This is a genomic window from Noviherbaspirillum sp. Root189 (assembly GCF_001428545.1).
GTDB lineage: Bacteria > Pseudomonadota > Gammaproteobacteria > Burkholderiales > Burkholderiaceae_D > Noviherbaspirillum.
Genome location: NZ_LMHZ01000013.1, coordinates 159429 through 183940, shown reverse-complemented (window position 1 = coordinate 183940; position 24512 = coordinate 159429). Strand labels below are relative to the sequence as shown.

19 protein-coding genes and 1 riboswitch are annotated in these 24512 nt (G+C 57.2%); of the genes, 14 read left to right on the top strand and 5 right to left on the bottom strand.

The annotated features are described in order from the left end of the window. Positions 1 to 13 precede the first annotated feature (13 nt). The 4 genes from ASE07_RS10365 to ruvC all read left to right on the top strand — a co-directional run bounded on the left by ASE07_RS10365 (position 14) and on the right by ruvC (position 3741). Positions 14 to 247, top strand: a complete 234-nt coding sequence (locus ASE07_RS10365; RefSeq protein WP_057290737.1) for a Fis family transcriptional regulator — start codon at positions 14 to 16, stop codon at positions 245 to 247. Positions 248 to 421: 174 nt separating this feature from the next. After that, complete coding sequence (gene purH, locus ASE07_RS10360) at positions 422 to 1987, top strand: bifunctional phosphoribosylaminoimidazolecarboxamide formyltransferase/IMP cyclohydrolase (RefSeq protein ID WP_057290736.1); 1566 nt, start codon at positions 422 to 424, stop codon at positions 1985 to 1987. A gap of 115 nt (positions 1988 to 2102) precedes the next feature. Beyond that, positions 2103 to 2987 (top strand): UTP--glucose-1-phosphate uridylyltransferase GalU, encoded by an 885-nt coding sequence (gene galU / locus ASE07_RS10355; protein WP_057290735.1) that lies wholly within the window; start codon positions 2103 to 2105, stop codon positions 2985 to 2987. A gap of 211 nt (positions 2988 to 3198) precedes the next feature. Then, positions 3199 to 3741, top strand: a complete 543-nt coding sequence (gene ruvC / locus ASE07_RS10350) for a crossover junction endodeoxyribonuclease RuvC (protein ID WP_057290734.1) — start codon at positions 3199 to 3201, stop codon at positions 3739 to 3741. Here the strand turns inward: ruvC and ASE07_RS10345 are convergent. Then, complete coding sequence (locus tag ASE07_RS10345; protein WP_057290733.1) at positions 3738 to 4304, bottom strand: hypothetical protein; 567 nt, start codon at positions 4302 to 4304, stop codon at positions 3738 to 3740. The two genes, ruvC and ASE07_RS10345, sit on opposite strands and share 4 nt — an antisense overlap. 115 nt (positions 4305 to 4419) lie before the next feature. Between ASE07_RS10345 and ruvA the strand changes: the two genes are divergently transcribed. The 3 genes from ruvA (at position 4420) to ASE07_RS10330 (ending at position 7293) form a co-directional block, all read left to right on the top strand. Continuing rightward, on the top strand, positions 4420 to 4998 hold the full coding sequence (gene ruvA / locus ASE07_RS10340; protein ID WP_057290732.1) for a Holliday junction branch migration protein RuvA: 579 nt from the start codon (positions 4420 to 4422) through the stop codon (positions 4996 to 4998). A 45-nt stretch (positions 4999 to 5043) separates the two neighbouring features. Continuing rightward, positions 5044 to 6108 (top strand): Holliday junction branch migration DNA helicase RuvB, encoded by a 1065-nt coding sequence (ruvB, locus tag ASE07_RS10335; RefSeq protein WP_057290731.1) that lies wholly within the window; start codon positions 5044 to 5046, stop codon positions 6106 to 6108. A gap of 354 nt (positions 6109 to 6462) precedes the next feature. Next, on the top strand, positions 6463 to 7293 hold the full coding sequence (locus ASE07_RS10330) for a 2-keto-4-pentenoate hydratase (RefSeq protein WP_057290730.1): 831 nt from the start codon (positions 6463 to 6465) through the stop codon (positions 7291 to 7293). A 138-nt stretch (positions 7294 to 7431) separates the two neighbouring features. On the opposite strand, the gene ASE07_RS10325 is transcribed toward ASE07_RS10330, so the two are convergent. From ASE07_RS10325 to ASE07_RS10315, 3 genes are all read right to left on the bottom strand, one after another. Continuing rightward, positions 7432 to 7881: a DUF2147 domain-containing protein gene (locus tag ASE07_RS10325; protein WP_235548421.1), complete on the bottom strand. Its 450-nt coding sequence runs from the start codon at positions 7879 to 7881 to the stop codon at positions 7432 to 7434. Between the two features lie 98 nt (positions 7882 to 7979). Continuing rightward, positions 7980 to 10793, bottom strand: coding sequence for a valine--tRNA ligase (locus ASE07_RS10320; RefSeq protein ID WP_057290729.1), 2814 nt, complete (start codon positions 10791 to 10793; stop codon positions 7980 to 7982). A 362-nt stretch (positions 10794 to 11155) separates the two neighbouring features. Continuing rightward, positions 11156 to 15106 carry a ShET2/EspL2 family type III secretion system effector toxin gene (locus ASE07_RS10315; protein WP_057290728.1) on the bottom strand — a complete coding sequence of 1317 codons (3951 nt, stop codon included), beginning with the start codon at positions 15104 to 15106 and terminating at the stop codon, positions 11156 to 11158. A gap of 452 nt (positions 15107 to 15558) precedes the next feature. Further along, a riboswitch (TPP riboswitch) is annotated at positions 15559 to 15665 on the top strand. Between the two features lie 45 nt (positions 15666 to 15710). Here ASE07_RS10315 and thiC point away from each other — a divergent pair. From thiC to ASE07_RS10280, 7 genes are all read left to right on the top strand, one after another. Further along, entirely contained in the window at positions 15711 to 17624 is a 1914-nt protein-coding gene (thiC, locus tag ASE07_RS10310) for a phosphomethylpyrimidine synthase ThiC (RefSeq protein ID WP_057290727.1), read from the top strand. A 4-nt stretch (positions 17625 to 17628) separates the two neighbouring features. Further along, positions 17629 to 17829, top strand: coding sequence for a sulfur carrier protein ThiS (gene thiS, locus ASE07_RS10305; RefSeq protein WP_057290726.1), 201 nt, complete (start codon positions 17629 to 17631; stop codon positions 17827 to 17829). A 105-nt stretch (positions 17830 to 17934) separates the two neighbouring features. Continuing rightward, positions 17935 to 18291 carry an endonuclease domain-containing protein gene (locus ASE07_RS10300; protein WP_057290725.1) on the top strand — a complete coding sequence of 119 codons (357 nt, stop codon included), beginning with the start codon at positions 17935 to 17937 and terminating at the stop codon, positions 18289 to 18291. A gap of 108 nt (positions 18292 to 18399) precedes the next feature. Then, a complete protein-coding gene (locus ASE07_RS10295) occupies positions 18400 to 19206 on the top strand; it encodes a thiazole synthase (RefSeq protein WP_057290724.1) in 807 nt (268 codons plus the stop codon). Next, on the top strand, positions 19203 to 19994 hold the full coding sequence (gene thiD, locus ASE07_RS10290; RefSeq protein ID WP_057290723.1) for a bifunctional hydroxymethylpyrimidine kinase/phosphomethylpyrimidine kinase: 792 nt from the start codon (positions 19203 to 19205) through the stop codon (positions 19992 to 19994). The genes ASE07_RS10295 and thiD overlap by 4 nt, the downstream gene beginning before the upstream one ends. Further along, the gene (gene thiE, locus ASE07_RS10285; protein WP_057290722.1) at positions 19991 to 20611 is read left to right on the top strand and encodes a thiamine phosphate synthase; all 621 of its coding nucleotides are present in this window, start codon (positions 19991 to 19993) and stop codon (positions 20609 to 20611) included. Before thiD ends, thiE begins: the two co-directional genes overlap by 4 nt. A 126-nt stretch (positions 20612 to 20737) precedes the next feature. Then, complete coding sequence (locus tag ASE07_RS10280; protein ID WP_057290792.1) at positions 20738 to 23011, top strand: UvrD-helicase domain-containing protein; 2274 nt, start codon at positions 20738 to 20740, stop codon at positions 23009 to 23011. 224 nt (positions 23012 to 23235) lie between these two features. On the opposite strand, the gene ASE07_RS10275 is transcribed toward ASE07_RS10280, so the two are convergent. After that, the gene (locus ASE07_RS10275) at positions 23236 to 24462 is read right to left on the bottom strand and encodes an HD-GYP domain-containing protein (protein WP_057290721.1); all 1227 of its coding nucleotides are present in this window, start codon (positions 24460 to 24462) and stop codon (positions 23236 to 23238) included. Positions 24463 to 24512 lie beyond the last annotated feature (50 nt).

Below are 24512 nucleotides of genomic sequence, written 5' to 3'. Positions count from 1 at the left end.
AAGACAGATTCCCATGAGCAAAGACAATATCCAGGACGTCGTCAAGAAAAGCCTTGAAAAGTACTTCAGGGATCTCGGCGAGCAGCAGCCGTCGAATGTCTATGAGATGGTAGTCTTTACCGTGGAAAAGCCGATACTGGAAGCCGTGATGGAGCGTGCCGAGGGTAATCAATCCCTGGCCGCCGACATGCTCGGTATCAACCGCAATACGCTGCGCAAGAAGCTGCAACAGCACGGTCTGCTGTGATCTGCACGGACCGCTGTAACACGCAGGACGCGCACGGGTTGCTGTGATTCATAACGTAAGGGGTGGTCCTTCGGGGCGCCTTGCCTGACTCCCGGTGCGCTGAAGGCAGCAAGGGAGGCGGGCAGCGCTCCACCACTACCGTTTACGTTATCCATCACTCACTGCAAGTCCATCATGATCAAACAAGCTCTGATTTCCGTCTCCGACAAGACGGGCGTACTCGACTTCGCCAAGGCGCTTGCCGCACAGGGCGTCAACATCCTGTCCACCGGCGGCACCGCAAAACTGCTCGCCGACAATGGCGTGAAAGTCACCGAAGTCGCCGACTACACCGGCTTTCCGGAAATGCTTGATGGTCGTGTGAAGACCCTGCATCCCAAGGTACATGGCGGCATACTCGCCCGCCGCGATTTCCCCGAGCATGTGGCTGCGCTCGAACAGCACGGCATCCCGACCATCGACATGGTGGTCGTGAACCTGTATCCGTTCCAGCAGACCGTTGCCAAGGACCAGTGCACGCTGGAAGATGCGATCGAAAACATCGACATCGGCGGCCCGACCATGCTGCGTTCCTCGGCCAAGAATCACAAGGATGTCGTCGTGGTCTGCGATCCTGCCGACTATGGCCGCGTGCTTGAGGAAATGAAGGCCAATAACGGCGAAGTCAGCTACGACACCAAGTTCTCGCTGGCCAAAAAAGTGTTTGCGCACACTGCGCAGTACGACGGCGCCATTACCAACTACCTGACCGCTCTCGGCGAAGACAAGCAGCACACGACGCGTAGTGCTTATCCGCAGACGCTCAACCTGCACTTTGAAAAAGTGCAGGAAATGCGCTACGGCGAAAATCCGCACCAGTCGGCTGCTTTCTATCGCGACCTGGCGCCGGTCGCCGGTTCGCTCGCCAACTACAAGCAGTTGCAAGGCAAGGAACTGTCCTACAACAATATCGCCGATGCGGACGCTGCCTGGGAATGCGTAAAGACGTTTGAAGAGACTGCCTGCGTCATCATCAAGCACGCCAATCCCTGTGGTGTGGCAGTTGGCGCATCACCGCTCGAAGCGTATGGCAAGGCATTGCAGACCGACCCGACCTCCGCATTCGGCGGCATCATCGCCTTCAACCGTGAACTCGACGGCAAGGCAGCGGAAGCGGTTGCCAAACAGTTCGTGGAAGTCCTGATTGCACCGGCATTCACTACCGAAGCAAAGCAGGTATTCGCCGCAAAACAAAACGTGCGCCTGCTCGAGATCCCGCTCGCCAATGCGGTCAATGCTTATGATTTCAAGCGCGTCGGCGGCGGCCTGTTGCTGCAGTCGCCGGATGCCAAGAATGTCGCCGTGTCCGAGCTCAAGGTCGTGACCAAGAAGCAGCCGACACCGCAGCAGATGCAGGACCTGATGTTTGCATGGCGAGTGGCCAAGTTCGTCAAATCGAATGCAATCGTGTTCTGCGCCAATGGCATGACCATGGGCGTCGGCGCTGGCCAGATGAGCCGCATCGACTCCGCGCGCATCGCCTCGATCAAGGCGCAAAATGCAGGCCTGTCGCTGACCGGCACCGCAGTGGCGTCCGACGCATTCTTCCCGTTCCGTGATGGTCTCGATGTCGTGGTTGATGCAGGCGCGACCTGCGTGATCCATCCGGGCGGTTCCATGCGCGACCAGGAAGTCATCGATGCCGCCGACGAGCGTGGCGTCGTGATGCTGTTCACCGGCACACGTCATTTCCGTCACTGATCACTGATCAGTGATCGTCGCAAGGGCGCCAAACATCAAACATTGGTTGGTGCCTTTGCTGCGATGCAATCAACAGCATGGTCAGCTGTATAAGTTGATGAATTGGTAGCGCTTCATGTCAAAAAAAATCATCCGCAAGGCCGTCTTTCCAGTAGCCGGCCTGGGCACACGTTTCCTGCCGGCCACCAAGGCCAGTCCAAAGGAAATGCTCCCGGTCGTGGACAAACCGCTGATCCAGTATGCGGTGGAGGAGGCCGCGGCGGCCGGCATCACCGAGATGATCTTCGTTACCGGTCGCGGCAAACGTGCCATCGAGGATCATTTCGACAAGGCCTATGAACTGGAAAATGAGCTTATCGCGCGCAACAAGGCGGAAACGCTCGAGATGGTGCGCAACATGCTGCCTCCCAACGTGAACTATGTGTACATCCGGCAAGCGGAGGCGCTCGGCCTCGGCCATGCGGTACTGTGTGCGAAACAGGTCGTCGGCGATGAACCGTTTGCCGTGCTGCTGGCCGATGATTTGCTCGACGGTCCGACTCCGGTGATGAAGCAGATGGTAGATGTCTTCGCGCAGCATCAAGCTTCGGTACTCGGCGTACAGGACGTACCTCGTGCCGACACCGGAAGCTACGGTATCGTCCGTACCCAGCCGCTGTCGGAACAACTTGAACACGTGACCGACATCGTGGAAAAGCCGGCGCCCGATCAAGCGCCATCTACGCTGGCCGTCGTTGGCCGCTATATTCTTTCCCCGCGCATCTTTGCGCATCTTGAACAGGTCGGGCAGGGCGCCGGTGGGGAAATCCAGCTGACTGATGGCATTTCGATGCTGTTAAAAGAAGAACAGGTACTGGCATGCCGGTATCAAGGTACACGCTATGACTGCGGGTCCAAGCTCGGCTATCTTCAGGCCAGCATGGTATTCGGTCAACGCCATCCCGAAGTCGGCGACGCGTTTCACCAGTGGGCGGCGAATTACGATTTCGGCAAGCATTGAATGAGACTACGACGCCATGGCGCGTCAACTATGCCCGCAGGTGACGATTTCAATTGGTGCATGACGAGTTGATTCGCTAGAATCAATGATGACCCGCGGATACACCTGAAGATATACCCCTCATCCCACCGCGGCGCCTTGATGAAATGACACTCCGTATGCCCGTTTGCCGTCACCGTCCCGCATGTATTCAACGCCAGGAGTTCGTCCAATGAAAATCCTCGGCATCGACCCGGGCTTGCGCACGACAGGCTTTGGCGTCATCGACAAGCAGGGCAACAAACTCAGCTACGTCGCCTCCGGAACGATCAAAACCCCGGACGCCGATCTGCCGCAACGCCTGAAAACCATTCTTGCCGGGGTCTCTGAAATCATCCGCACCTATTCGCCGGATTGCGCGGCGATTGAAAAAGTCTTCGTCAACGTCAACCCGCAATCCACGCTGCTGCTCGGACAGGCGCGGGGTGCGGCAATCTGTGCGCTGGTCAACGCCGACCTAGCGGTGGCCGAATACACGGCGCTGCAAATCAAGCAAGCGGTGGTGGGTCACGGCAAGGCGCAAAAGCAGCAGGTGCAGGACATGGTTCAGCGCCTGCTGTTCCTGTCTGGCATGCCCAGCACGGATGCTGCCGACGCACTCGGTGTTGCCATTTGTCATGCGCATAGCGGCGATGTCCTGTCCACCTTGGGTGGACTGGCACCCGCCTTGGCAAAGAAAGGCCTGCGTGTGCGGCGCGGTCGCCTGATCGGCTAAAAGTGTTTTTCCGCGCGGCGCGCGGCGACTTCAAAACGGTTGTGCCAATACGCGTCCTTGCCGCGCAAGGCTGCCCATGCACTGGACGCCAGGTATGCAAACGGAAATAGCGGTCCCCACCTTGCAGCCTGTCTTACATGGGCAAGTTCGTGAATCAGCACGCGTGAAGATAAGCCGTCACTCGACGCAATGACGATATGACCGATCGCCATCGCATTCATTGCGCCAAAGGGATGACGGCGCAATAGCAAATCAGCAAGCTTACCGCGCACCAGCAGTGCCACCGTATGTCCGCGCACCAGTTGTCCGTGGCCGCGGAAGACAATAATCGGCACGGCCATGGCCAGGCCGACTGCGGTCAGCGGCGAAGCCCATGCCATGCCGAGCAGTGTGCCGGTCCAGTAAAGAGGATGGCGCAGTACATTGCTGCGCAGAATGCGTTGGAGTTGCAGGAACATTCGCCGCTTCAAAGGTGGTTGCAGGCGAACCTGCCCGGATGCATCGCGCGGCGTGAACTCGACATCGATCACGTCGTGCGCCCGCTGTATTGGAGCCTCGTTCATCAGAAAAAATCCTTATCCGGAGCGCTGCCTGACAAGGGGAAATCCCTTGCCGTTATTGGGTTTGAGAAGCGAATGTCCTGTATGATGCAAGTGACTATTATTTCGAATCGTTACCATGATAGGTCGCCTCTCCGGAACCCTGCTTGAGAAAAATCCGCCTCAATTGCTGATTGATTGCAATGGCGTCGGCTATGAAGTCGATGTACCTATGAGTACGTTTTATAACCTGCCCGCAATGGGTGAAAAAGTAGTGTTGCTGACCCATATGGCAGTGCGTGAAGACGCCCATCTGTTGTATGGCTTCGGCAGTGTCGAAGAGCGCAATGTCTTCAAGCAACTGATCAAGATTTCCGGTGTTGGTGCACGGACTGCATTGTCCATCCTTTCCGGGATGTCGGTCGGTGATTTGTCCCAGGCCATCACGCTGCAGGAAGCCGGGCGCCTCACCAGGATCCCTGGTATCGGCAAGAAGACCGCCGAGCGCCTGCTGCTGGAACTGAAAGGCAAGCTTGGCGCAGACCTCGGCACCCCCGGCGGCGCATTGCACAGCGACGCCACCTCGGACATTCTCAATGCGCTGGTCGCGCTGGGTTATTCCGACAAGGAAGCGGCGCTCGCCATGAAGCAGGTCCCTGCCGGCACGGGCGTCTCGGAAGGCATCAAGCTTGCGCTGAAGGCACTGTCAAAGGGATAACGCCCTACCGACGATTGAAGACTGACCGAAGACGACAGGCTCAAGATGAGTATTCAAACCGATGACTTTAGCGAACAGCGGATTATTTCCGCTACGCCGGCTTCTTCCAACGAAGAAGCGATCGAACGCGCGCTGCGTCCCAAGCAACTCGATGAATATGTCGGACAGGAAAAAATCCATGCCCAGCTCGATATCTTCATCACCGCTGCACGCCAGCGTCGTGAAGCGCTCGACCATACCTTGCTGTTCGGTCCACCGGGTTTGGGCAAGACCACGCTGGCACACATCATCGCGCGCGAAATGGGCGTCAACCTGCGCCAGACTTCCGGCCCGGTGCTGGAGCGGGCAGGGGATCTCGCTGCCTTGCTGACCAATCTTGAGCCGAACGACGTGCTGTTCATCGACGAAATCCACCGACTCTCTCCTGTCGTCGAGGAAATCCTGTACCCGGCGCTCGAGGATTACCAGATCGACATCATGATCGGCGAAGGGCCGGCCGCACGCTCCGTGCGTCTGGACCTGCAACCTTTTACCTTGGTCGGCGCGACAACGCGTGCCGGCATGCTGACCAATCCGCTGCGTGATCGCTTCGGCATTGTGGCCCGACTCGAGTTTTACACGCCCGAAGAGCTGGCCAGGATCGTGACACGCAGCGCATCGTTGTTGAACGCAGCGATCGTGCCCGATGGGGCGCTGGAAATTGCCAAGCGCAGCCGTGGCACGCCGCGTATCGCCAATCGGTTGCTGCGGCGTGTGCGCGACTATGCGGAAGTCAAGGGCAATGGCGAAATCACCCGGCCCATGGCCGACGCGGCCCTGCAGATGCTGGATGTCGACCCGGTCGGTTTCGATATCATGGACCGCAAGCTGCTGGAAGCGGTATTGTTCAAATTCAACGGTGGTCCGGTCGGACTGGATAACCTTGCTGCTGCGATCGGCGAAGAACGTGACACCATCGAGGATGTGCTGGAGCCTTACCTGATTCAGCAAGGCTTCCTGCAACGTACGCCACGCGGACGGATTGCCACGCCAGCCGCGTATACCCATTTCGGCGTGACGGCGCCGCGCACAAGTCCGACCGGCGATCTCTGGAACCAAGGGCCGGGTTAATGCCTGAATGCCCGTTGGCCGGTCGCTTCGGCATGCCGACCGCGTTTCAACGCACTGGTACTGGCACAGGCGGCTGGACTGCAACCTTCAGCAAAGTAGGTAGTCTGATCAACGCGACAACCATTAGGTTGTCATTTCGTCATCCGTAGAAATACGGTATCGATAATGCTTCTTAAGGAATCAACAAAGATCAATTTATAATGGCCTGTTAAAGCACGGTCGCACTTTTTTCGCATTATTTTGTTTAAGAAAAACGCGTTCCGCAGCAATATTGATACCTTTGCGTTCATCTGTATCAACCCTGCTGCAGGATGCGGCGTTCAACCCGTTCTCCATCCCCGATCGAGTTCCACCATGCTCATGTCCACGCAAGCCAACCGCTATGCGCATCAACTTCTCGATGCGCGGGCGCAGGCGCAGCTAATGCCTCCGTTGTCCGCCGAATCGCCTCTTTCCATTGCAGACAGCTACGACATCGTCCGCTGCACCATGGACATTCGTATTGCCCAGGGTGAAACGCCCATCGGGCGCAAAATCGGTTTCACCAACCGCAAGATCTGGTCGAAATACGGCGAACGCGAGCCGATCAGCGCGCCCATCTGGACGCCGGTCTTTGATGCCACGGTCCGTTACACGGAAAATAATCGCGGCTTGCAGTGCCTGCGTGGCGCCATGCAGCCGCGTATCGGCCCGGAACTGGTGCTCAAGCTGGGTAGGACGCCCGATCCGGAGGCGACCATGGAAGAGCTGGCGGAATGTGTTGAATGGATGGCACACGCCTTCGAGATCGTGACCTGTCCTTTTCCCGACTGGAAATTTGAACTCGCTGACTCGATCGCCGCGTTTGGTCTGCACGGATCCTTGATCGTTGGCGAACCGAAGATGCTGTCGGCCGCCAGCCGGCGCAATCTGGCTCTGGTACTGGCCAATGCCAGCCTGTCGCTGTCATGCGGAGATGAACTGCGTTCCGCGGGATTTGGCAGCGATGTGTTGGGCAGCCCGCTGCACGCACTCTGGCATCTGCACCAGCTGCTGAAGGAGCAGCCGCAGTTTGCGGGCTTGACCGAAGGGGAAATCATTACGACCGGTACCTGGACAGATGTGTGTCCAATCAAGCCGGGGGAAACCTGGACGTCAGCCTTTTCGGGTGTGAGTTTGCCGGGATTGACGGTGTCATTTGTGTGATGGATGGCTGCTTGTTTGCATAGCTGAAGCTTGTACCCACTGAGCGGCATGCCGTAGACATTGCGTGTCGGTGGATTGCTTAAAAAAATGGCGCCTTACTGCGAAGAAGGCGCCATTTTTGTTTTATGAGTGGTGTGCTTATTCAGCACGCACCCAAGTCTGTGTCCTGCCCAGCATCGGCACGCCGATATACCCGCGCACATCGAGTTTCTTGCCGCCGTCATTCAGTGACATCTTGCTCTTGTAGACCTTGCCGCTGGCCGGATCAAGAATCTGGCCGCCGTTGTATTCGTTGCCATCCTTCTTCATGCCGGTAATGATGGTCATACCGACGATGGGCTGGTCCTTGCGAGCGTCCTCGCATTTGTCGCATTTGGGGTTCTGATCTTCTCCGGTATCGCGATACAGCTTTTCGATCTTGCCGCGCAGTTCGCCACCGTTGTCGGTAATCCGCACCAGCGATTTCGGCTTGCCGGTTTCATCATCGATGGTTTTCCACAAACCTACCGGCGATACATCCTGCGCCCAGGCGGCGGATGCCGCGAGGACTGCAACAGCCATGCCGAAGCGCATCATTGTTTTAATCATGGTGTTCTTATCTCCTGAAATCTGATGGGTCTGCCGACCATTCCGCCATGCAAGCGAAGCGGCAAAGTCGACAGATCCACGTGTCCCGTGTGGGCTTCTTAGCTTTTTTGCAGTTTCTCAAATTGCTCGCGCAGTTTGTCGAGTGTGGCTCCAAAGGTCACGAGACGCTCTTTCTCCTGGGCGACCACTTGCGCGGGGGCACGCGCGACGAAGCCTTCATTGCCCAGTTTGGCGTTTGCCTTGGCAATTTCGCCTTCGAGTCGGACGATCTCTTTCGACAGGCGCTCGCGTTCGGCAGCGACATCGATCTCCACTTTCAGCATCAGCTTGACGGTGCCGACCACGGACACCGGTGCCGGGGATTCCGGCAGCGCGGTCACAACCTGCACATCGGACAATTTGGCCAAGGCTTGCAGATAGGGAACAAAGGACTGCACGTTCTCCTGCTCGCCGGCTGCGGCTTCGATCACCAGCGGAACACGCTGTGCGGGCGACAGCTGCATTTCGCCACGCAGGTTGCGGCATGCATCGGTCATGGCCTTCAACTGCGTTATCCAGCCTTCGGCCTTGTCGTCGATCTTTTCTAGATTCGGGCGCGGATAGGCCTGCAGCATGATCGATTCGCCGCTGGCATCAAGCTGCTGATCGGTCATCGGTGCAATCTTTTGCCACAATTGTTCGGTGATGAACGGAATGATCGGATGCGCGAGACGCAGCACGGTCTCCAGCACGCGCAACAAGGTGCGGCGGGTTGCGCGCTGTTGGGCTTCATTGCCGGTCTGGATCTGGACCTTCGCCACTTCCAGGTACCAGTCGCAATACTCGTCCCAGATGAACTTGTAGATGGCCGATGCGATGTTGTCGAAACGGTAGTCGGCAAAACCCTTTTCCACTTCTGCTTCGGTCCGCTGCAGCAGCGAGACGATCCAGCGGTCGGCCTGCGAGAAATCGCGGCCGCCTTCGCCACAGGAAGCGCCGTCGAAGCCGCAATCCTTGCCTTCGGTATTCATCAGCACGAAGCGCGTCGCATTCCACAGCTTGTTGCAGAAGTTGCGATAGCCTTCGCAGCGGTTCAGGTCGAAATTGATATTGCGGCCCAGCGATGCGTAGCTCGCCATCGTGAAGCGCAGCGCGTCGGTGCCGAACGCTGAAATGCCGTTTGGAAATTCCTTGCGGGTGGCCTTGGCGATGCTTTCCGCCTGCTTGGGATTCATCAGCCCGGTGGTGCGCTTGGCGACCAGCGACTCGACGTCGATGCCGTCGATCAGGTCGATCGGATCGAGCGTATTGCCCTTGGACTTCGACATCTTCTGACCGCTGGCATCGCGCACCAGGCCATGCACATACACGGTCTCGAACGGCACCTTGCCGGTGAAGTGCGTGGTCATCATCACCATGCGCGCAACCCAGAAGAAGATGATGTCGAAGCCGGTCACCAGTACGGATGAGGGCAGGAACATCTTGTAGTCAGGCGTTTCTTCCGGCCAGCCGAGCGAGGAGAACGGTACCAGCGCGGACGAGAACCAGGTGTCGAGCACATCGGACTCGCGCTTGAGCGTCTTGCCGCCGGCCTGCGCCTGCGCATCCGCTTCATTGCGCGCGACGTAGATGTTGCCCTCGTCGTCATACCATGCAGGGATCTGATGACCCCACCAGAGCTGACGTGAAATACACCAGTCCTGGATGTTGTTGAGCCACTGGTTGTAAGTCGTGGTCCAGTTTTCGGGCACGAACTTGATCTCGCCGCCGGAGACTTTTTCCAGCGCGACTTCGGCGATCGACTTGCCGGGGAAATGCGTGCCTTCGGGCGCCGCCTTGCTCATCGCGACGAACCACTGGTCGGTCAGCATCGGTTCGATCACGACGCCGGTACGGTCGCCGCGCGGCACCATCAGCTTGTGCGGCTTGACCGATTCCAGCAGGCCGGCGGCTTCGAGGTCGGCGACGATCTGCTTGCGCGCCTCGTAACGATCCATGCCCTGATACTTGGCGGGGCCGTTCTCATTGATCTTCGCATCGAGCGTGAGGATGCTGATCTTGTCGAGATTATGACGCTGGCCGACCGCATAGTCGTTGAAGTCATGCGCGGGCGTGATCTTCACGCAGCCGGTGCCGAATTCCTTGTCGACGTAGTCATCGGCGATGATCGGGATTTCACGATCGGTCAGCGGCAGCTTCAGCAGCTTGCCGACCAGTGCGGTATAGCGCTCGTCAGTCGGGTCCACGGCCACGGCGACGTCGCCCAGCATGGTTTCCGGACGCGTGGTCGCGACCGTGATGTGGCCGCTGCCATCGACCAGCGGATAGCGGATATGCCACATATGGCCGTCTTCTTCTTCCGATACCACTTCGAGGTCGCTGACTGCGGTCAGCAGCTTCGGGTCCCAGTTGACCAGACGCTTGCCGCGATAGATCAGGCCCTGCTCGAACAGGCGGACGAAGACTTCGGTCACCGCCTTGGACATCTTCTCGTCCATCGTGAAGTATTCGCGGCTCCAGTCGGTGGAGGCGCCCATGCGGCGCATCTGGCCGGTGATGGTCGAGCCGGAGTGCTCTTTCCATTCCCAGACTTTTTCGAGGAATTTCTCGCGGCCGAGGTCATGGCGCGAAATCTTTTGCGCATCGAGCTGGCGCTCGACCACGATCTGCGTGGCGATGCCGGCGTGATCGGTACCCGGGATCCAGGCGGTATTGTGGCCGCGCATCCGGTAGTAACGTGTCAGGCCGTCCATCACCGTCTGGTTGAATGCATGGCCCATGTGCAGCGTGCCCGTCACATTGGGCGGCGGCAACTGGATGCTGAAGGCCGGCTTGCTGGCGTCGGTCGTCGCGGTGTAGTAACCGCGCTGTTCCCATTCGGTACGCCAGTGCTTCTCAATGTCGGCGGGCTCGAAAGACTTGGCTAATTCCATGATTTTATTGAATGCTTTGCGAAAACCTCGATTATAAGGGAGCCATCGCGAATGAGCCTTGAAACTCTGAGTGTGCTGTTCGCCAGTCACCAAAGAACCACTGCGGAGCAATGATGGCAGTCGCGCCGAATAAAACACATGCGCCCTCAATGAAAGTGAACTGCTAGCAAAGTAGCAACGGTACTTGAGCGCTAATGGGCGTGTTGCAGTTCTTGAAACTCCCCCTTTGTAGAGTGATTGCCCGTTAGGGACGCAACCTACGCCTTGAACATTGTCCTGCATCTGAAATAGAGCAACCGGTTTGGCGGGAATAACGGTTCCTACCGTGAGGGAATCTCCGCGGCCGATGTCGCGGAGGAGGACTACGCCGACTCGGGAGTCAGTGCCTCTCGTTGTGCATGTGTCAGTTTGGGCAACAAATTGAGCAATTGCTGTTGATCCGTAGACGATGACGAGCGCCGCAACTTATTGACAAAATCCAGTTGCTCGTTTGGATCAAGAACGTTGAATGCTTCTAATTTGATGTCATGCTTGAGTAACTCAGTGGTGGCGGGGTCGTATTTCCGATAGCGATCGGCCGCCATGAGGACGAGGCGTTTCTCGCGGGCGCTTTTTTCCACTGACCTCATTTTTACGAAGACGATACGTTCCTCGGGGGAGTCTGTCTCCACTTCTTCCACGGACCTGATTTTCACTTCAGTTCCAAACAACGCCATCCTGAGATAATTAGTGAGTCTGTTTGCGGTCGCGACGTCTTCGGCAGAATCCAGACTTGTTTCGATACGCTTGATTAATTTGTTTTTCGCATTGGAATCCAGGTCTGTGGATACTTTTTGGACCGCTGAACAATAAGCGTCGATCGACGCCAACATGGAGGTGATGTCAGCTTTTGTGCGCGGTACGAGCCTTTCCATGCGTTCCTCGGGCGATAGCGTCATCAGTAAACCACCCAGGCCATCTACCAAGGCGCGATTTCCTGTCTGTAAAACCGAGAAAAACAGAGAGTGGCCTTCGCTGTTTCTTATTGGGACGAGCTGGCCACGCCACTCTTCAGGGACCATTTCAGGGACCATTTTCTGCGCCACGTTGACCGACTTCCAATAGGTCTGCGCATATTGCTGGGCCGCAGGGCTTGTCCCGGTAGGATCTTGTTGCAGTTGCTGTACCAGCGCGAGCGAAAAACGCTCACATGCGTGTTTCAAGGTGTTCATTCTGATTGTCGGGTTACTTTCCGACTGCGCGCTCACATACAGCGCATGGCCCAGCTGGGAGTTGGTAAATGCTACAAACGTCATGTCCTGCTCGACCCCTACCGGCTTCGTGTCCGCCCATGTCTGGAGGACCGAAATCCATGAGTCCCTATCCGGCAAGAAGCCGAGCGTGACTAACGCGCTTTGAATCGGCGGAGTGAATTGTCCAGGGCGGGCGGCACTCAACCATCTAATCGCCCGGTTCGGATCGACGCGCGGATCGTTCAGCAAGGCTTTGGCGATGTCCGCCCATTTTGTACCTCCCTGCGCAGCCAGCGCCAACGCGAAGGACAACTCGGACTCCGACACATATTGTGGATTGAGGGAGATTCTCAACTGGTTGGGATTGATCGAGATTGAAGTAAGCCGTCCCGTTTCATCCAACGAATAGGGCAGCGCAAGCATCTGGCGCACCATGTCGACGTTTTGACTAACCACCGCCGCCTCAAACGGGCTAAAGCCGTCGCTTGCTTTTGCGTTGATGTCGAAGTTTGGTACCTTCGCCTTGATGTGTTCGTACACCAGGTTCAGCAAAGCGAACGCGTCGCTGTGCGACTGCGGGGGAATACTCTCCATCCGTAGCTTGGCTATCCAATGCAGAACTGTATTGCTTGCCGCGTCCCTCTGGCCCACATCGATCCCCGTTCCGTCCGGCCCTGTCCACTCCAGGAGCGTCTTCGCCATGGGGAGATTTATCTTGCCGCAGGCAACGGCCAAGGGGGTGTGGCCGTTCTCGTTTGCAATGCGAGCCGCGTCTACGCCGACGACGTCCAATACCACCTTGGCGGCGTTAGCATTACTCAAATTTACCGCCGCATGAAGCAACTGTCCTCCTTTGTCCACCGCATTGGTCGCAGCCTGCAGTATCTCCGTCAACGTCTCTTTGAACGCGTCCATATGTCTTTCCGCTGCAGACAGTCCGCCGCGCTCCAGCAAAAGTGTGGCGATGGGTGACCTTCTATCGGCGTCCCAGATCAAGTCGAGCGGCGTATTACCATCGGAGGTTCTTTTGTTGACGTCGTTACCTGTAGTGGAGAGTAAGTTTTTGACCATATTGAGGTCAGGGGGCTGTCGGTTGCATGCTAGGTGAAGACGAGTCAGCCCCTTACTGTTCAATAGGTGTTGGAAATTTTGAGCCGCCTTTACGTTTGTCGGTAGGCTCTTTAGCAACTCGTCTAGCAATGTCATGACATCAGCCTCGGGTAGCAAGGTGAGCAGCTTCCCGCACGCGCGACTCTGTTCCTCATTAATGTGGAAACCGCTGAACAAGATATCCAACGGCCTCTGTCGTTTAGCATTTTCTTCTTGAAAAACGCGGAGACGGTCTTCAGGGGGAACGCGCTCCAGAAGGGGGTAAAGGGCTGCAACCTCTTGGCCATCCGTTAGCATCGCAAGGTGAAGCACAGTGTTCTGCTCTTTATCGTCTGTTTTGTCCATCATCACCGCTGCGGCACTGCCTCTCGGTAGGACGTGCGTGAAGGCAGCAAGAACCTCGGTATAGTTATCTGGCGTTAGTGCATGGTGAAGTGCGGTTTTCCCATCGCTATCTCGAAGCCGTAGCAGCTCCTCAGCGTGCGAGGGGACTAGTTCCAATAATTGACCATAGGCAAGAATAGTGTCGACCGCTCCGGTGGTACATGGCAATGTGATACCCCGATCAAGCAGTCCTTGGCTATCGGGATGGGCTTCGCATTTCAGCACATCGAATGTCTCCCCGGTGTCTAATTTCTCGAGCTGATCCTTCAGTTGCTGAATACTTCCAGCAAAGCCTTTATGCACAAAGTACTGCAGAGCGGCTTTGAAATCTTCAATGTGCTTCAGAGGGCCGCAGCTTGTCACAGTGCGGTCCAGGATAGGCGGCTTGTCCTCGTTAAGTTCTTCCTCGCGACGTCGGTACAACATGCAACCAGGGGCGTTGTCGAAATAGAGATCCATTGATTCCTGATCCTCAATCCAAGTCGACAGGCCCTCCAGCGAAAGTCCTTCCCATTCGGTTGTATCAAGGCGCGCATGGTCGCCGGTGATATTGGGGTCGTAGAGGCGCGCAACATAGTGCTTCTTTCCGTTCTCTTTCGTCTTGATCACAAGGTCGAGGTTCATGGCGTGAACGAACGACTCTAGGACGAACTGTTTGCCGGCTGAGTCCCGCCCTTCACTCATCATCTCAGCCTCCATCTGTTCGAATTGCCCGACCAGAACATCTCCGAAATCCCGATTCTTTACGAAATACGTTTCAGTTGCCTGAGCTAGCACTCGTTTATATTTCGCTTCGAGTTTGAGACTCCGATCAAGGGCCGCTTGGAGAGATTTTGCATCTTGAAACGAAGCCAAATTCGATTTGATGCGCGGCCCGCCGAATTTTGGCAATCCGCCTGGGTTGTCCATGACATCCCCGATCTTTTGGGATTCCTCCTGAAGTAAGAGGGTCAGATGCCGACACCATGCGGTCATCCGTGGCCCTCCGCGCCTCTCGGGAGGCAACTGCAGTTTCCCGTCGTTCAGACTTTCGCGTGAACCCTCTCCCACCTTTTTGTGATGCACCAAGGTGTTGATAACCTGGACTATGCCCGGGTCATCAATGCGCCCAGCTTTCACCGCTGCACGCAGCCAAGTCGCTTCGTCTATTGAGATCGGTGTGAGTAATAGCGCCGCACGGAGCATGTCCAGCGATTCACCCGAAAGCGCATGGTTCGCCTTGACCTCTTCCATCACTTGGGCGCGCATCTCATTTGTTAGGCCGCAGCGGAGAACGAAATCAGGTGTGAAATCGAAATGACAGATGTGCATCTCCCAATCCAGAGCCAAGGTCCCTGGATTGGGATAGAGTTTTTGCTGATTACGGTAAAACTTCACCGCCTCGCGCATCTGCTCGTTGGGTATTTTCCTCAGGAAGTCGAGCTTGAGCTCAGAGATGTCAACTTCGCCTACGAGCCTCTTGAAGCTATTGATATCCGATCTGGTGATCGCTTGCTCAAGCTGCTGCAAGGGCGTGGCCTGCGACGAACTAACCAGCGCGGACAGATCAGTCGGGGAACTGATGGGAAAACGATTATTGATGGCCATATCTTTCTCTGCCTCTGCTTGCTATCGTGCCGCGCAAGTTTGATTTAAGACTAATTGAGTCCCGCTGGCGCTTTGTCAGAGTGTTCCCCTTCGCACTGGCGTGCGTGGTCGCGCTTGCGGCCCTTTCTCACTTGGATGATCCGTTAACGCTTTTAACGATTGCGTACCGTAGTGGGTGGTTTCGGGGAGGGAATAAGTTCCATTGGCATAGAGCGTGGTAGATCGGTAGACGCCATGGCGATTACAGACTCCTTGACGACGCTGGCAGTGCGGTAGCCGATTGCAAAAGTTCCACTCGCGAATGCTTTGATTAGGACGCGTTGTCCGATGCGTGTTGGCGCAATTTGAAGAAGGCGGCAATTCACAAAAGATTGTCAAAAGGATATAAAAATCGCGGCTGACTTGGCTGGGCTTGGCCGGTATAATGCGATTCGTTTTACAACGTTTTACAAGCGGGACGCTAGGGGTCCTGGCCTACGATGATTCACGTGGCCGGGTGAGAAATACCCTCGAACCTGATCTGGGTAATGCCAGCGAAGGGAAGCAATCGGAAAAACACGCCCATTCCGAGGTTCCTTTCGCTTTTTTTGAGCAAAGGAACCTTATGAACGCCAATCCCCAATTCCTCGCCGCGACCGCCACGGTCGACGAAGCCGCAATCCAGCCCCTCCCAAATTCCCGCAAGATCTATGTCGAAGGCTCGCGTCCCGATATCCGGGTGCCGATGCGTGAAATCAGCCAGGCCGATACACCGGCTTCGTTTGGCGCGGAAAAAAATCCGCCGATCACGGTATATGACACCTCCGGTCCGTACAGCGACCCGAATGTCAGCATTGACATTCGCTCCGGCCTGGCCGCACTACGTGCGGGATGGATCGCGGAACGCAACGATACCGAGGAACTGGCCGGGCCGACCTCGAAATACGGCATCGAGCGGCTGAACGACCCCAAGCTTGCGGAGCTGCGTTTTAACCTGCATCGCAAGCCGCGCCGCGCCATCGCCGGCAAGAATGTGACCCAGATGCATTACGCACGTCAGGGCATCGTCACGCCGGAAATGGAATACATCGCCATCCGCGAAAATATGCGTCGCAAGGAATATCTGGAAAACCTGAAAGCGTCCGGCCCGATGGGACAAAAACTGGCTGACCTGATGGGTCGCCAGCATCCGGGCCAGAGCTTCGGTGCTGCGATTCCCGCCGAGATCACACCGGAATTCGTCCGTTCCGAGGTCGCCTGCGGCCGCGCCATTATTCCCGCCAATATCAACCACCCGGAAATCGAACCGATGATCATCGGCCGCAATTTCCTCGTGAAGATCAATGCCAACATCGGTAACTCGGCAGTGACTTCGTCGATCGGCGAAGAAGTCGAAAAGATGACCTGGGCGATCCGCTGGGGCGGCGATACCGTGATGGATCTGTCGACCGGCAAACACATCCACGAAACCCGCGAATGGATCATCCGCAATTCGCCGGTGCCGATCGGCACCGTGCCGATTTACCAGGCGCTGGAAAAGGTCAACGGCAAGGCCGAAGACCTGACCTGGGAAATCTTCCGCGACACGCTGATCGAGCAGGCGGAGCAGGGTGTTGATTATTTCACCATCCACGCCGGCGTGCGGCTGCAATACGTGCCGCTGACCGCGAAGCGCATGACCGGTATCGTGTCGCGCGGCGGTTCCATCATGGCGAAATGGTGTCTTGCGCATCACAAGGAATCCTTCCTGTACGAGCACTTTGAAGACATCTGCGACATCATGAAAGCCTATGACGTGTCGTTCTCGCTGGGCGACGGCCTGCGTCCTGGCTCGATCTACGATGCGAACGACGAAGCGCAGCTCGGTGAGCTGAAAACGCTGGGTGAACTCACGCAAATCGCGTGGAAGCATGACGTGCAGGTGATGATTGAAGGTCCCGGCCATGTGCCGATGCACCTGATCAAGGAAAACATGGACCTGCAACTGGAGCAGTGCCATGAAGCGCCGTTCTATACGCTGGGGCCGTTGACCACCGATATCGCGCCCGGCTACGACCACATTACCTCGGGCATCGGCGCCGCGATGATCGGCTGGTATGGCACGGCGATGCTGTGCTATGTAACGCCGAAAGAACACCTCGGCCTGCCGAACAAGGCTGACGTCAAGGAAGGCATCATTACCTACAAGCTGGCAGCACACGCGGCCGATCTGGCCAAGGGCCATCCGGGAGCACAGATTCGCGACAACGCCTTGTCGAAAGCGCGATTCGAATTCCGCTGGGAAGACCAGTTCAACATCGGCCTCGATCCGGACAAGGCGCGTGAATTCCACGACGAGACACTGCCGAAGGATTCGGCCAAGGTCGCGCATTTCTGCTCGATGTGCGGCCCGCATTTCTGTTCGATGAAGATTACACAGGATGTGCGCGACTACGCTGCCAGCCAAGGCATCTCCGACGAACAGGCGCTGAAGAAAGGCATGGAAGTGAAAGCCGTCGAGTTCATCAAGAGTGGCGCGGAAATCTATCGCAAGCAGTAAGGCCATGCAGATCGAACTGAACGGTGCGCCGCATGCGGTTGCCGACAATGAAAACGTGCAGGGATTGATCGTGTCGCTCGATCTGGTTGGCAAGTCGCTGGCCGTGGCAATCAATCGTGAAATCGTGCCACGACAGCAGTGGGTTGAGCGGGCCTTGCGTCCGAATGATCGCGTGGACATTGTGCGGGCGATTGGCGGCGGTTGATGTGTAAAGAAGGTTACCAGCCAGGTTAAGTCTAAAGGACGTTCCCTCCCCTTCAAGGGGAGGGCTAGGGCGGGGATGGGCTGAAGACACAGGGACAAACGAAAGATGCAAGGCCAAACCAACACGTTTTCCAAACCAGCATCCAAAGCGTTAAGAAAAGCGATGACAGACGCCGAACTGCATTTATGGCAGCGTCTTCGCGGAAAACAGCTTGGTGTGAAATTTCGACGGCAGCATCCATTCGAAAAGTATGTGCTTGACTTTGTTTGCCTGGAGCGAATGGTAATTGTGGAAGTAGATGGGTCGCAACATGCGGAGAACCAGCAATACGATGACGCACGTTCAGAAAAGTTGAAGTTCGCTGGATATATCGTGCTGCGGTTTTGGAATAACGAAGTGTTGTATCGAACTGATGAGGTGATGCAAGTGATTTGGGATGCTTTGAACCCATCCCCACCCTAACCCTCCCCTTGAAAGGGAGGGAACATCAAGGTCTTGACGACTTATAGGTGATGAATAGCCTTCAAGGGGCGTAACACTTTTCCTGAGTGGAGTGAAAGAGGAGATTTTATGACCAGGCAGCACAGCAATAGTCCGGACGAACAAGGCCTCACCATCGCCGGCAAAACCTACCGCTCCCGCCTGCTGGTAGGCAGCGGCAAATATCGCGACCTCGAAGAAACCCGCGCGGCGACCGAAGCCAGCGGCGCGGAAATCATTACGGTCGCCATCCGGCGCGTCAACATCGGACAAGACCCGAAAGCCCCCAACCTGCTCGACGTCGTGCCGCCGTCGCGTTACACCATCCTGCCGAACACGGCCGGCTGCTACAACGCGAAAGATGCCGTCTACACCCTGCAGCTTGCACGCGAACTGCTCGACGGGCACAAGCTGGTCAAGCTCGAAGTACTGGGCGACGAAAAGACGCTGTTCCCGAACATGCCGGAAACCCTGAAGGCGGCTGAGACCCTGGTGAAGGATGGCTTCGACGTCATGGTCTACTGCAGCGACGACCCGATCCAGGCGAGGATGCTGGAAGAGATCGGCTGCGTCGCCGTGATGCCGCTGGCATCATTGATCGGTTCCGGCATGGGCATTCTGAACCCGTGGAATCTGTCACTGATCATCGAGCAGTCCAAGGTACCGGTACTGGTCGATGCCGGTGTCGGCACCGCTTCCGATGCGGCAATTGCGATGGAACTTGGTTGCGATGGCGTGCTGATGAACACGGCGATTGCCGGTGCGCGCGATCCGATTCGTATGGCACGTGCGATGAAACTGGCGGTGGAAGCCGGACGCGATGCGTATCTCGCCGGACGTATTCCCAAGCGCTTCTCCGCGTCGCCGTCCTCGCCGATGGAAGGCCGCGCGACGTGACACGGCCCAGCGTTCTTGTTTTTGCCGGCTCCGATCCCAGTGGCGGCGCCGGCATCCAGGCGGACATCCAGGCCATTTCCGCCATGGGGGCGCATCCGCTGCCGGTCATCACCGCACTGACCGTGCAGGACAACGACCGTGTGTATCAGGTGCAACCGGTGGCAGCCGATCTGGTGCGGCAGCAGGCGCAGGTGTTGATGAACAAGATCGATATCGCTGCGGTAAAGATCGGCATCGTCGGCAACCGCGACAATGCCGAAGCGATTGCTGACACGCTGCGCCGACTCAAAATAAGCAAGCCCAATCTTCCGGTGGTGCTCGATCCCGTGCTGGCAAGCGGCCATGGCGATCATTTGTCGGAAGACAATCCCGTGCAGTCGATGGCGATACTGATGCCGATGGCAACGCTCGTGACTCCCAATCTGCCCGAAGCAGAAAAACTGTGTGCAGGCGAAAGGAGACTGGAAGCGCAGGTCGACAAACTGCTGTTCCAGTGTCCGAATGTCCTGATCAAGGGCGGCCATGACAGTGGCCCGGATGTCGTCAATCGCTGGTACTCGGATAGCGGCCAACGCACCTGGACCTGGCCGCGGCTGGACGGCGGATTTCACGGCAGCGGTTGTACGCTTGCATCTGCGGTCGCTGCTTTGCTGGCGCACGGCAAACCCATGATGGAGGCAATCGAGTCGGCGCAGGCCTATTGTCAGCATGCGCTGATGTCAGCGTATGCCATCGCGGACGGACAACGTATCCCTGACCGCAGCGCAACTTTGGAGAACAAGGCATGAAAGGTTTATATCTGGTCACTCCCGATTGGGACGACACGCAGAAACTGCTGCAGACGACGGAAGCGGGTCTGCGCGGCGGGGCGGCATTCATACAGTATCGGCACAAGACGGCATCGCCCGAATTACGCCACGAGCAGGCAAGGGAACTGCAACGTCTCTGCCGCAAATATGGACGCCCTTTCATCATCAATGACCACCTTGATCTGTGCATCGCACTCAATGCCGATGGCATTCATGTAGGCGGTACCGATGCCTCGGTGGCGGAAGCACGAAAGGTGGTCGGCCCATCGAAAATCGTCGGCGCATCGTGTTACGGTACGCTGCAACTGGCGCAGGACGCCCAGGCGGCAGGCGCAAGCTATGTGGCCTTCGGCGGTTTCTATCCGTCACGCGTCAAGAAATACGATTTCAAGACGCCGCCCGACATCGTGACGCAGGCAAGGGAAAGCATTCCCTTGCCCAGCGTCGTCATCGGCGGCATGACACAGGAAAACGCAGCACCGCTGGTTGCGCTGGGCGCCGACATGGTGGCAGTGATCAGCAGTGTCTACATGGTCGAGGATCCGGAAAGCGCGGCGCGTGGATTTGCACGGTTGTTCACCGGCTTGTCGGATTAACCACGCGCCGCATCCCTAAGCATCGCGCGTTGCGCCACCCGCATAAGGCGCGTAAGGCCATTGCAGCGCAGCAATGAATGCCAGATATTGGCGGTGGGGATTTCGCTGCACGGATATAATCTGTGGATGCAGAATCTTCTCCACAATCTCAATCCCGAACAGCTTGCAGCAGTGACATTGCCGGCCCAGCCCGCACTGATTCTTGCGGGCGCCGGGTCCGGCAAAACCCGTGTGCTGACCACGCGTATCGCATGGCTGATACAAACCGGGCAAGTCTCTCCCGCAGGCATTCTTGCGGTGACCTTCACCAACAAGGCGGCGAAGGAAATGATGTCGCGCCTGTCCGCAATGTTGCCGATCAATACACGTGGCATGTGGATCGGCACTTTCCACGGCTTGTGTAATCGACTCTTGCGCGCGCATTACCGCGATGCCGGTCTGCCGCAGACATTCCAGATTCTCGATTCGGCCGATCAGCTGTCGATGATCAAGCGCCTGCTGAAGGCCTTGAACGTCGACGACGAAAAATACCCGCCGCGCAACCTGATGTACTTCATCAACGGCGCCAAGGACCAAGGCTTGCGTGCACGGGATGTGGAAGCGCATGACGAATACAACCGTCGCTTCGTCGAACTCTATGATGCCTATGACAACCAGTGCCAGCGCGAAGGCGTGGTCGATTTCGCCGAACTGTTGTTGCGCACCTATGAACTGCTCAGTCGCAACCAGCCGCTGCGTGAACATTATCAGTCGCGCTTCCGCCATATTCTCGTCGACGAGTTTCAGGATACGAACAACCTGCAATACAACTGGCTGAAGCTGATGGCCGGTGAAAACAATGCGGTCTTTGCGGTTGGCGACGATGACCAGAGCATTTACGCATTTCGTGGCGCGAACGTCGGCAACATGGTCGCGTTCGAACGCGAATTCCGCGTGCAGAACCTGATCAAGCTGGAACAGAATTATCGTTCGCACGGCCACATCCTCGATACCGCGAACACGCTGATCGCCAACAACAGCAAGCGGCTCGGCAAGAACCTGCGTACCGATGCCGGTCATGGCGAACCGGTGCGCATTTACGAGGCGAGCAGTGATATCCAGGAAGCGCAATGGATTATCGAGGAGGCCAAAAGCCTGATCGCCGATGGCGCCTTGCGCAGTGAAATTGCGATCCTCTACCGCTCCAATGCGCAGTCGCGCGTGATCGAGCATGCCCTCTTTACAGCCGGTATTCCCTATCGCGTGTATGGCGGCCAGCGCTTCTTCGAGCGCGCTGAAATCAAGCATGCGATCGCCTACCTGCAGTTGATGGACAATCCGCACAATGATTCGGCTTTCCTGCGCGTGGTGAACTTTCCGACGCGCGGCATTGGCGCGCGGTCGATCGAGCAGTTGCAGGATGCCTCGCGCCAGTACGGCATTTCCCTGTACGCGGCGGTGCCTTATGTGGCCGGCAAGGCGGGCTCGTCACTGGGTTCGTTCGTCAAGCTGGTCGAGGCGATGCGCTTCGAAACGCAAAATCTGCCGCTGCAGGAAATGGTCAAGGTCATGCTCGACATGAGCGGCCTGATCCCGCATTACCAGAACGAAAAGGAAGGCGCAGACCGGATCGAAAACCTGGAGCAGCTGGTCAGTGCGGCGATGCTGTTCGTGTCGGAAGAAGGATTCGGCATCGATACCCCGGCTTTCCTCGGCCCGAAGGCGGATGCCTCTGCCGGCACGCCGCTACCGAACGGCGATGAAGTGATTGATGCCGATGCGCCATTGCCGACAGTGATGTCGCCGCTGTCCGCCTTTCTGTCGCATGCTTCGCTGGAAGCGGGCGACAACCAGGCGCAGGCCGGCCAGGATGCACTGCAGCTGATGACCGTGCACTCTGCAAAGGGACTGGAATTCGATGCGGTGTTCATTACTGGTCTCGAAGAAGGTTTGTTCCCGCATGAGAACAGCGCGCAGGAAGAGGGTGGGCTGGAGGAAGAGCGGCGCCTGATGTATGTCGCCATCACTCGCGCCAAGAAGCGGCTGTATATGAGCTTTTCGCAAACGCGCATGCTGCACGGCCAGACCCGCTACAACATGAAGTCGCGCTTCTTCGACGAGCTGCCGGAAGGCTCATTGAAATGGCTATCGCCCAAGTTGCAGCATCACTGGTTCGGCCAGAAGAAATCGGCATGGGATGATGCGCCCGAAAGTGGCGTCAATGTCATTGCGCAAAGCTTCGTGCGCAAGGATATTGGCTGGCGTATTGGCGAGACCGTGTCGCATCAGAAGTTCGGTGAAGGCGTGATCGTCAACATCGAAGGTGGCGGCACCAATTCGCGTGCGCATATCAACTTCGGAAAGCATGGCATGAAGCTGCTGGATCTGAATATCGCGAAGCTGGAGCGGGTCAGCGGGTGAGGGAGTAAGGCGTCGGAGTGGATTGGCGGATTTTCAAATCTATATCTTCACGTCCACCTATCCTTTGTCCGGTTCCCTCCCTCTCGTAGGGGGAGGGCTAGGGTGGGGGTGTGACGGTCGAATCAACACCCGTTGTTCGTAAGTTCCTCACCCCGCGCGGCCAGCCCGGCAAAACAATTGCCGCAACAACCTTTCACCAGCTTTCTCCACAGAAGCAGGCGCCGCTACGCCGCCAAACTGAAAAACTTCATCGGATCCACGCGCCACTTCTCCGGCGACTGGTGGCTGACGATCTTGTCGCCGCCTCCCATACCGAGAGGGCGGGAAAGATCGACCTGTATCGGCTTGATATAGGTATTGGACTTGGTGCTGAAGAAGACATTGACCTTTGGCGCCAGCAGATTGGTCTCATGCGGTTCGGTCACCACGCCGAGCCGTCCCGATTCCAGCAGCACCAGCGTCCCCACCGGATAGATGCCGATGCAGCGCATGAAGCTTTGTACATGCTGCGGGTTGAAATGGAATTTGCTCCATTCAAAAATCTTGCGCAGCGCCTCTGCCGCCGGCATCCCCTTGTGATAGCAACGATCCGCCGTGATCGCGTCATATACATCGACGATCGCCGCCATCTGTGCCAGCGTGCTGATCTGCTCGCCCGGCAGCTTGTCCGGATAACCGCTGCCATCCATGCGCTCATGGTGATGCAAGGTGATGTCGAGCGGGATGTTGCCGACGCCCGGCGTCTTCAGCAGGATCTCGTAGCCGTCTTTCGGATGCTTGCGAATGACATCGAATTCCTCGTCCGTCAGGCGGCCCGGCTTGTTCAGCACTTCATCCGGCACCAGCGCTTTGCCGGTGTCATGCAACAGGCCGCCCAGTCCCGCCTGGCGGGTCAACTCGGTGTCCATCCCGGCGGAGCGGCAAAATGCCACGAGCAGCGTGCATACGCTGACTGAGTGCAGGAAGGTGTAATCGTCCTTGTTCTTGATGCGCAGCAGGCCGGTCAGCGCGCCGGGATTGCGCAGGATGGATTCGGTGATGTTCTGTACCACCGGCTCGACCTGATCGAGCTCGATCGCCTTGCCGAGGCGCGCATCATGCATGACGGTGCGTACCAGCTGGTGCGCCTGATTCTTGACCTGGACTGCCCGCGCCATTTCTTCCGCAACGGATACCCGTATCGCTGGCGCCGCCTGGCGCCTGGCGAAATCGAGCATTTCATGCTCCAGCGAAGCCTTCGCTTCTTCCGCGGTGGGCGCGTCCGGTACATCGAGACCCTTGGACGTGTCGATATACAGCTCATGGATACCAGCATCGACGACCTTCCGGATTTCTTCATCCGACGTGATCATCAGCTGGCTGCGCAGGAATGGATGATCCATCCAGTGACAGCTGAGGTCGTGGACATACATGCCGACTTTGAGCTGACGAATGCCGATTTTCTTGATCATCGGGACTCCCCTGTGGACAGGACCCATGGCAGCAGCCGACCTGGCTGCTT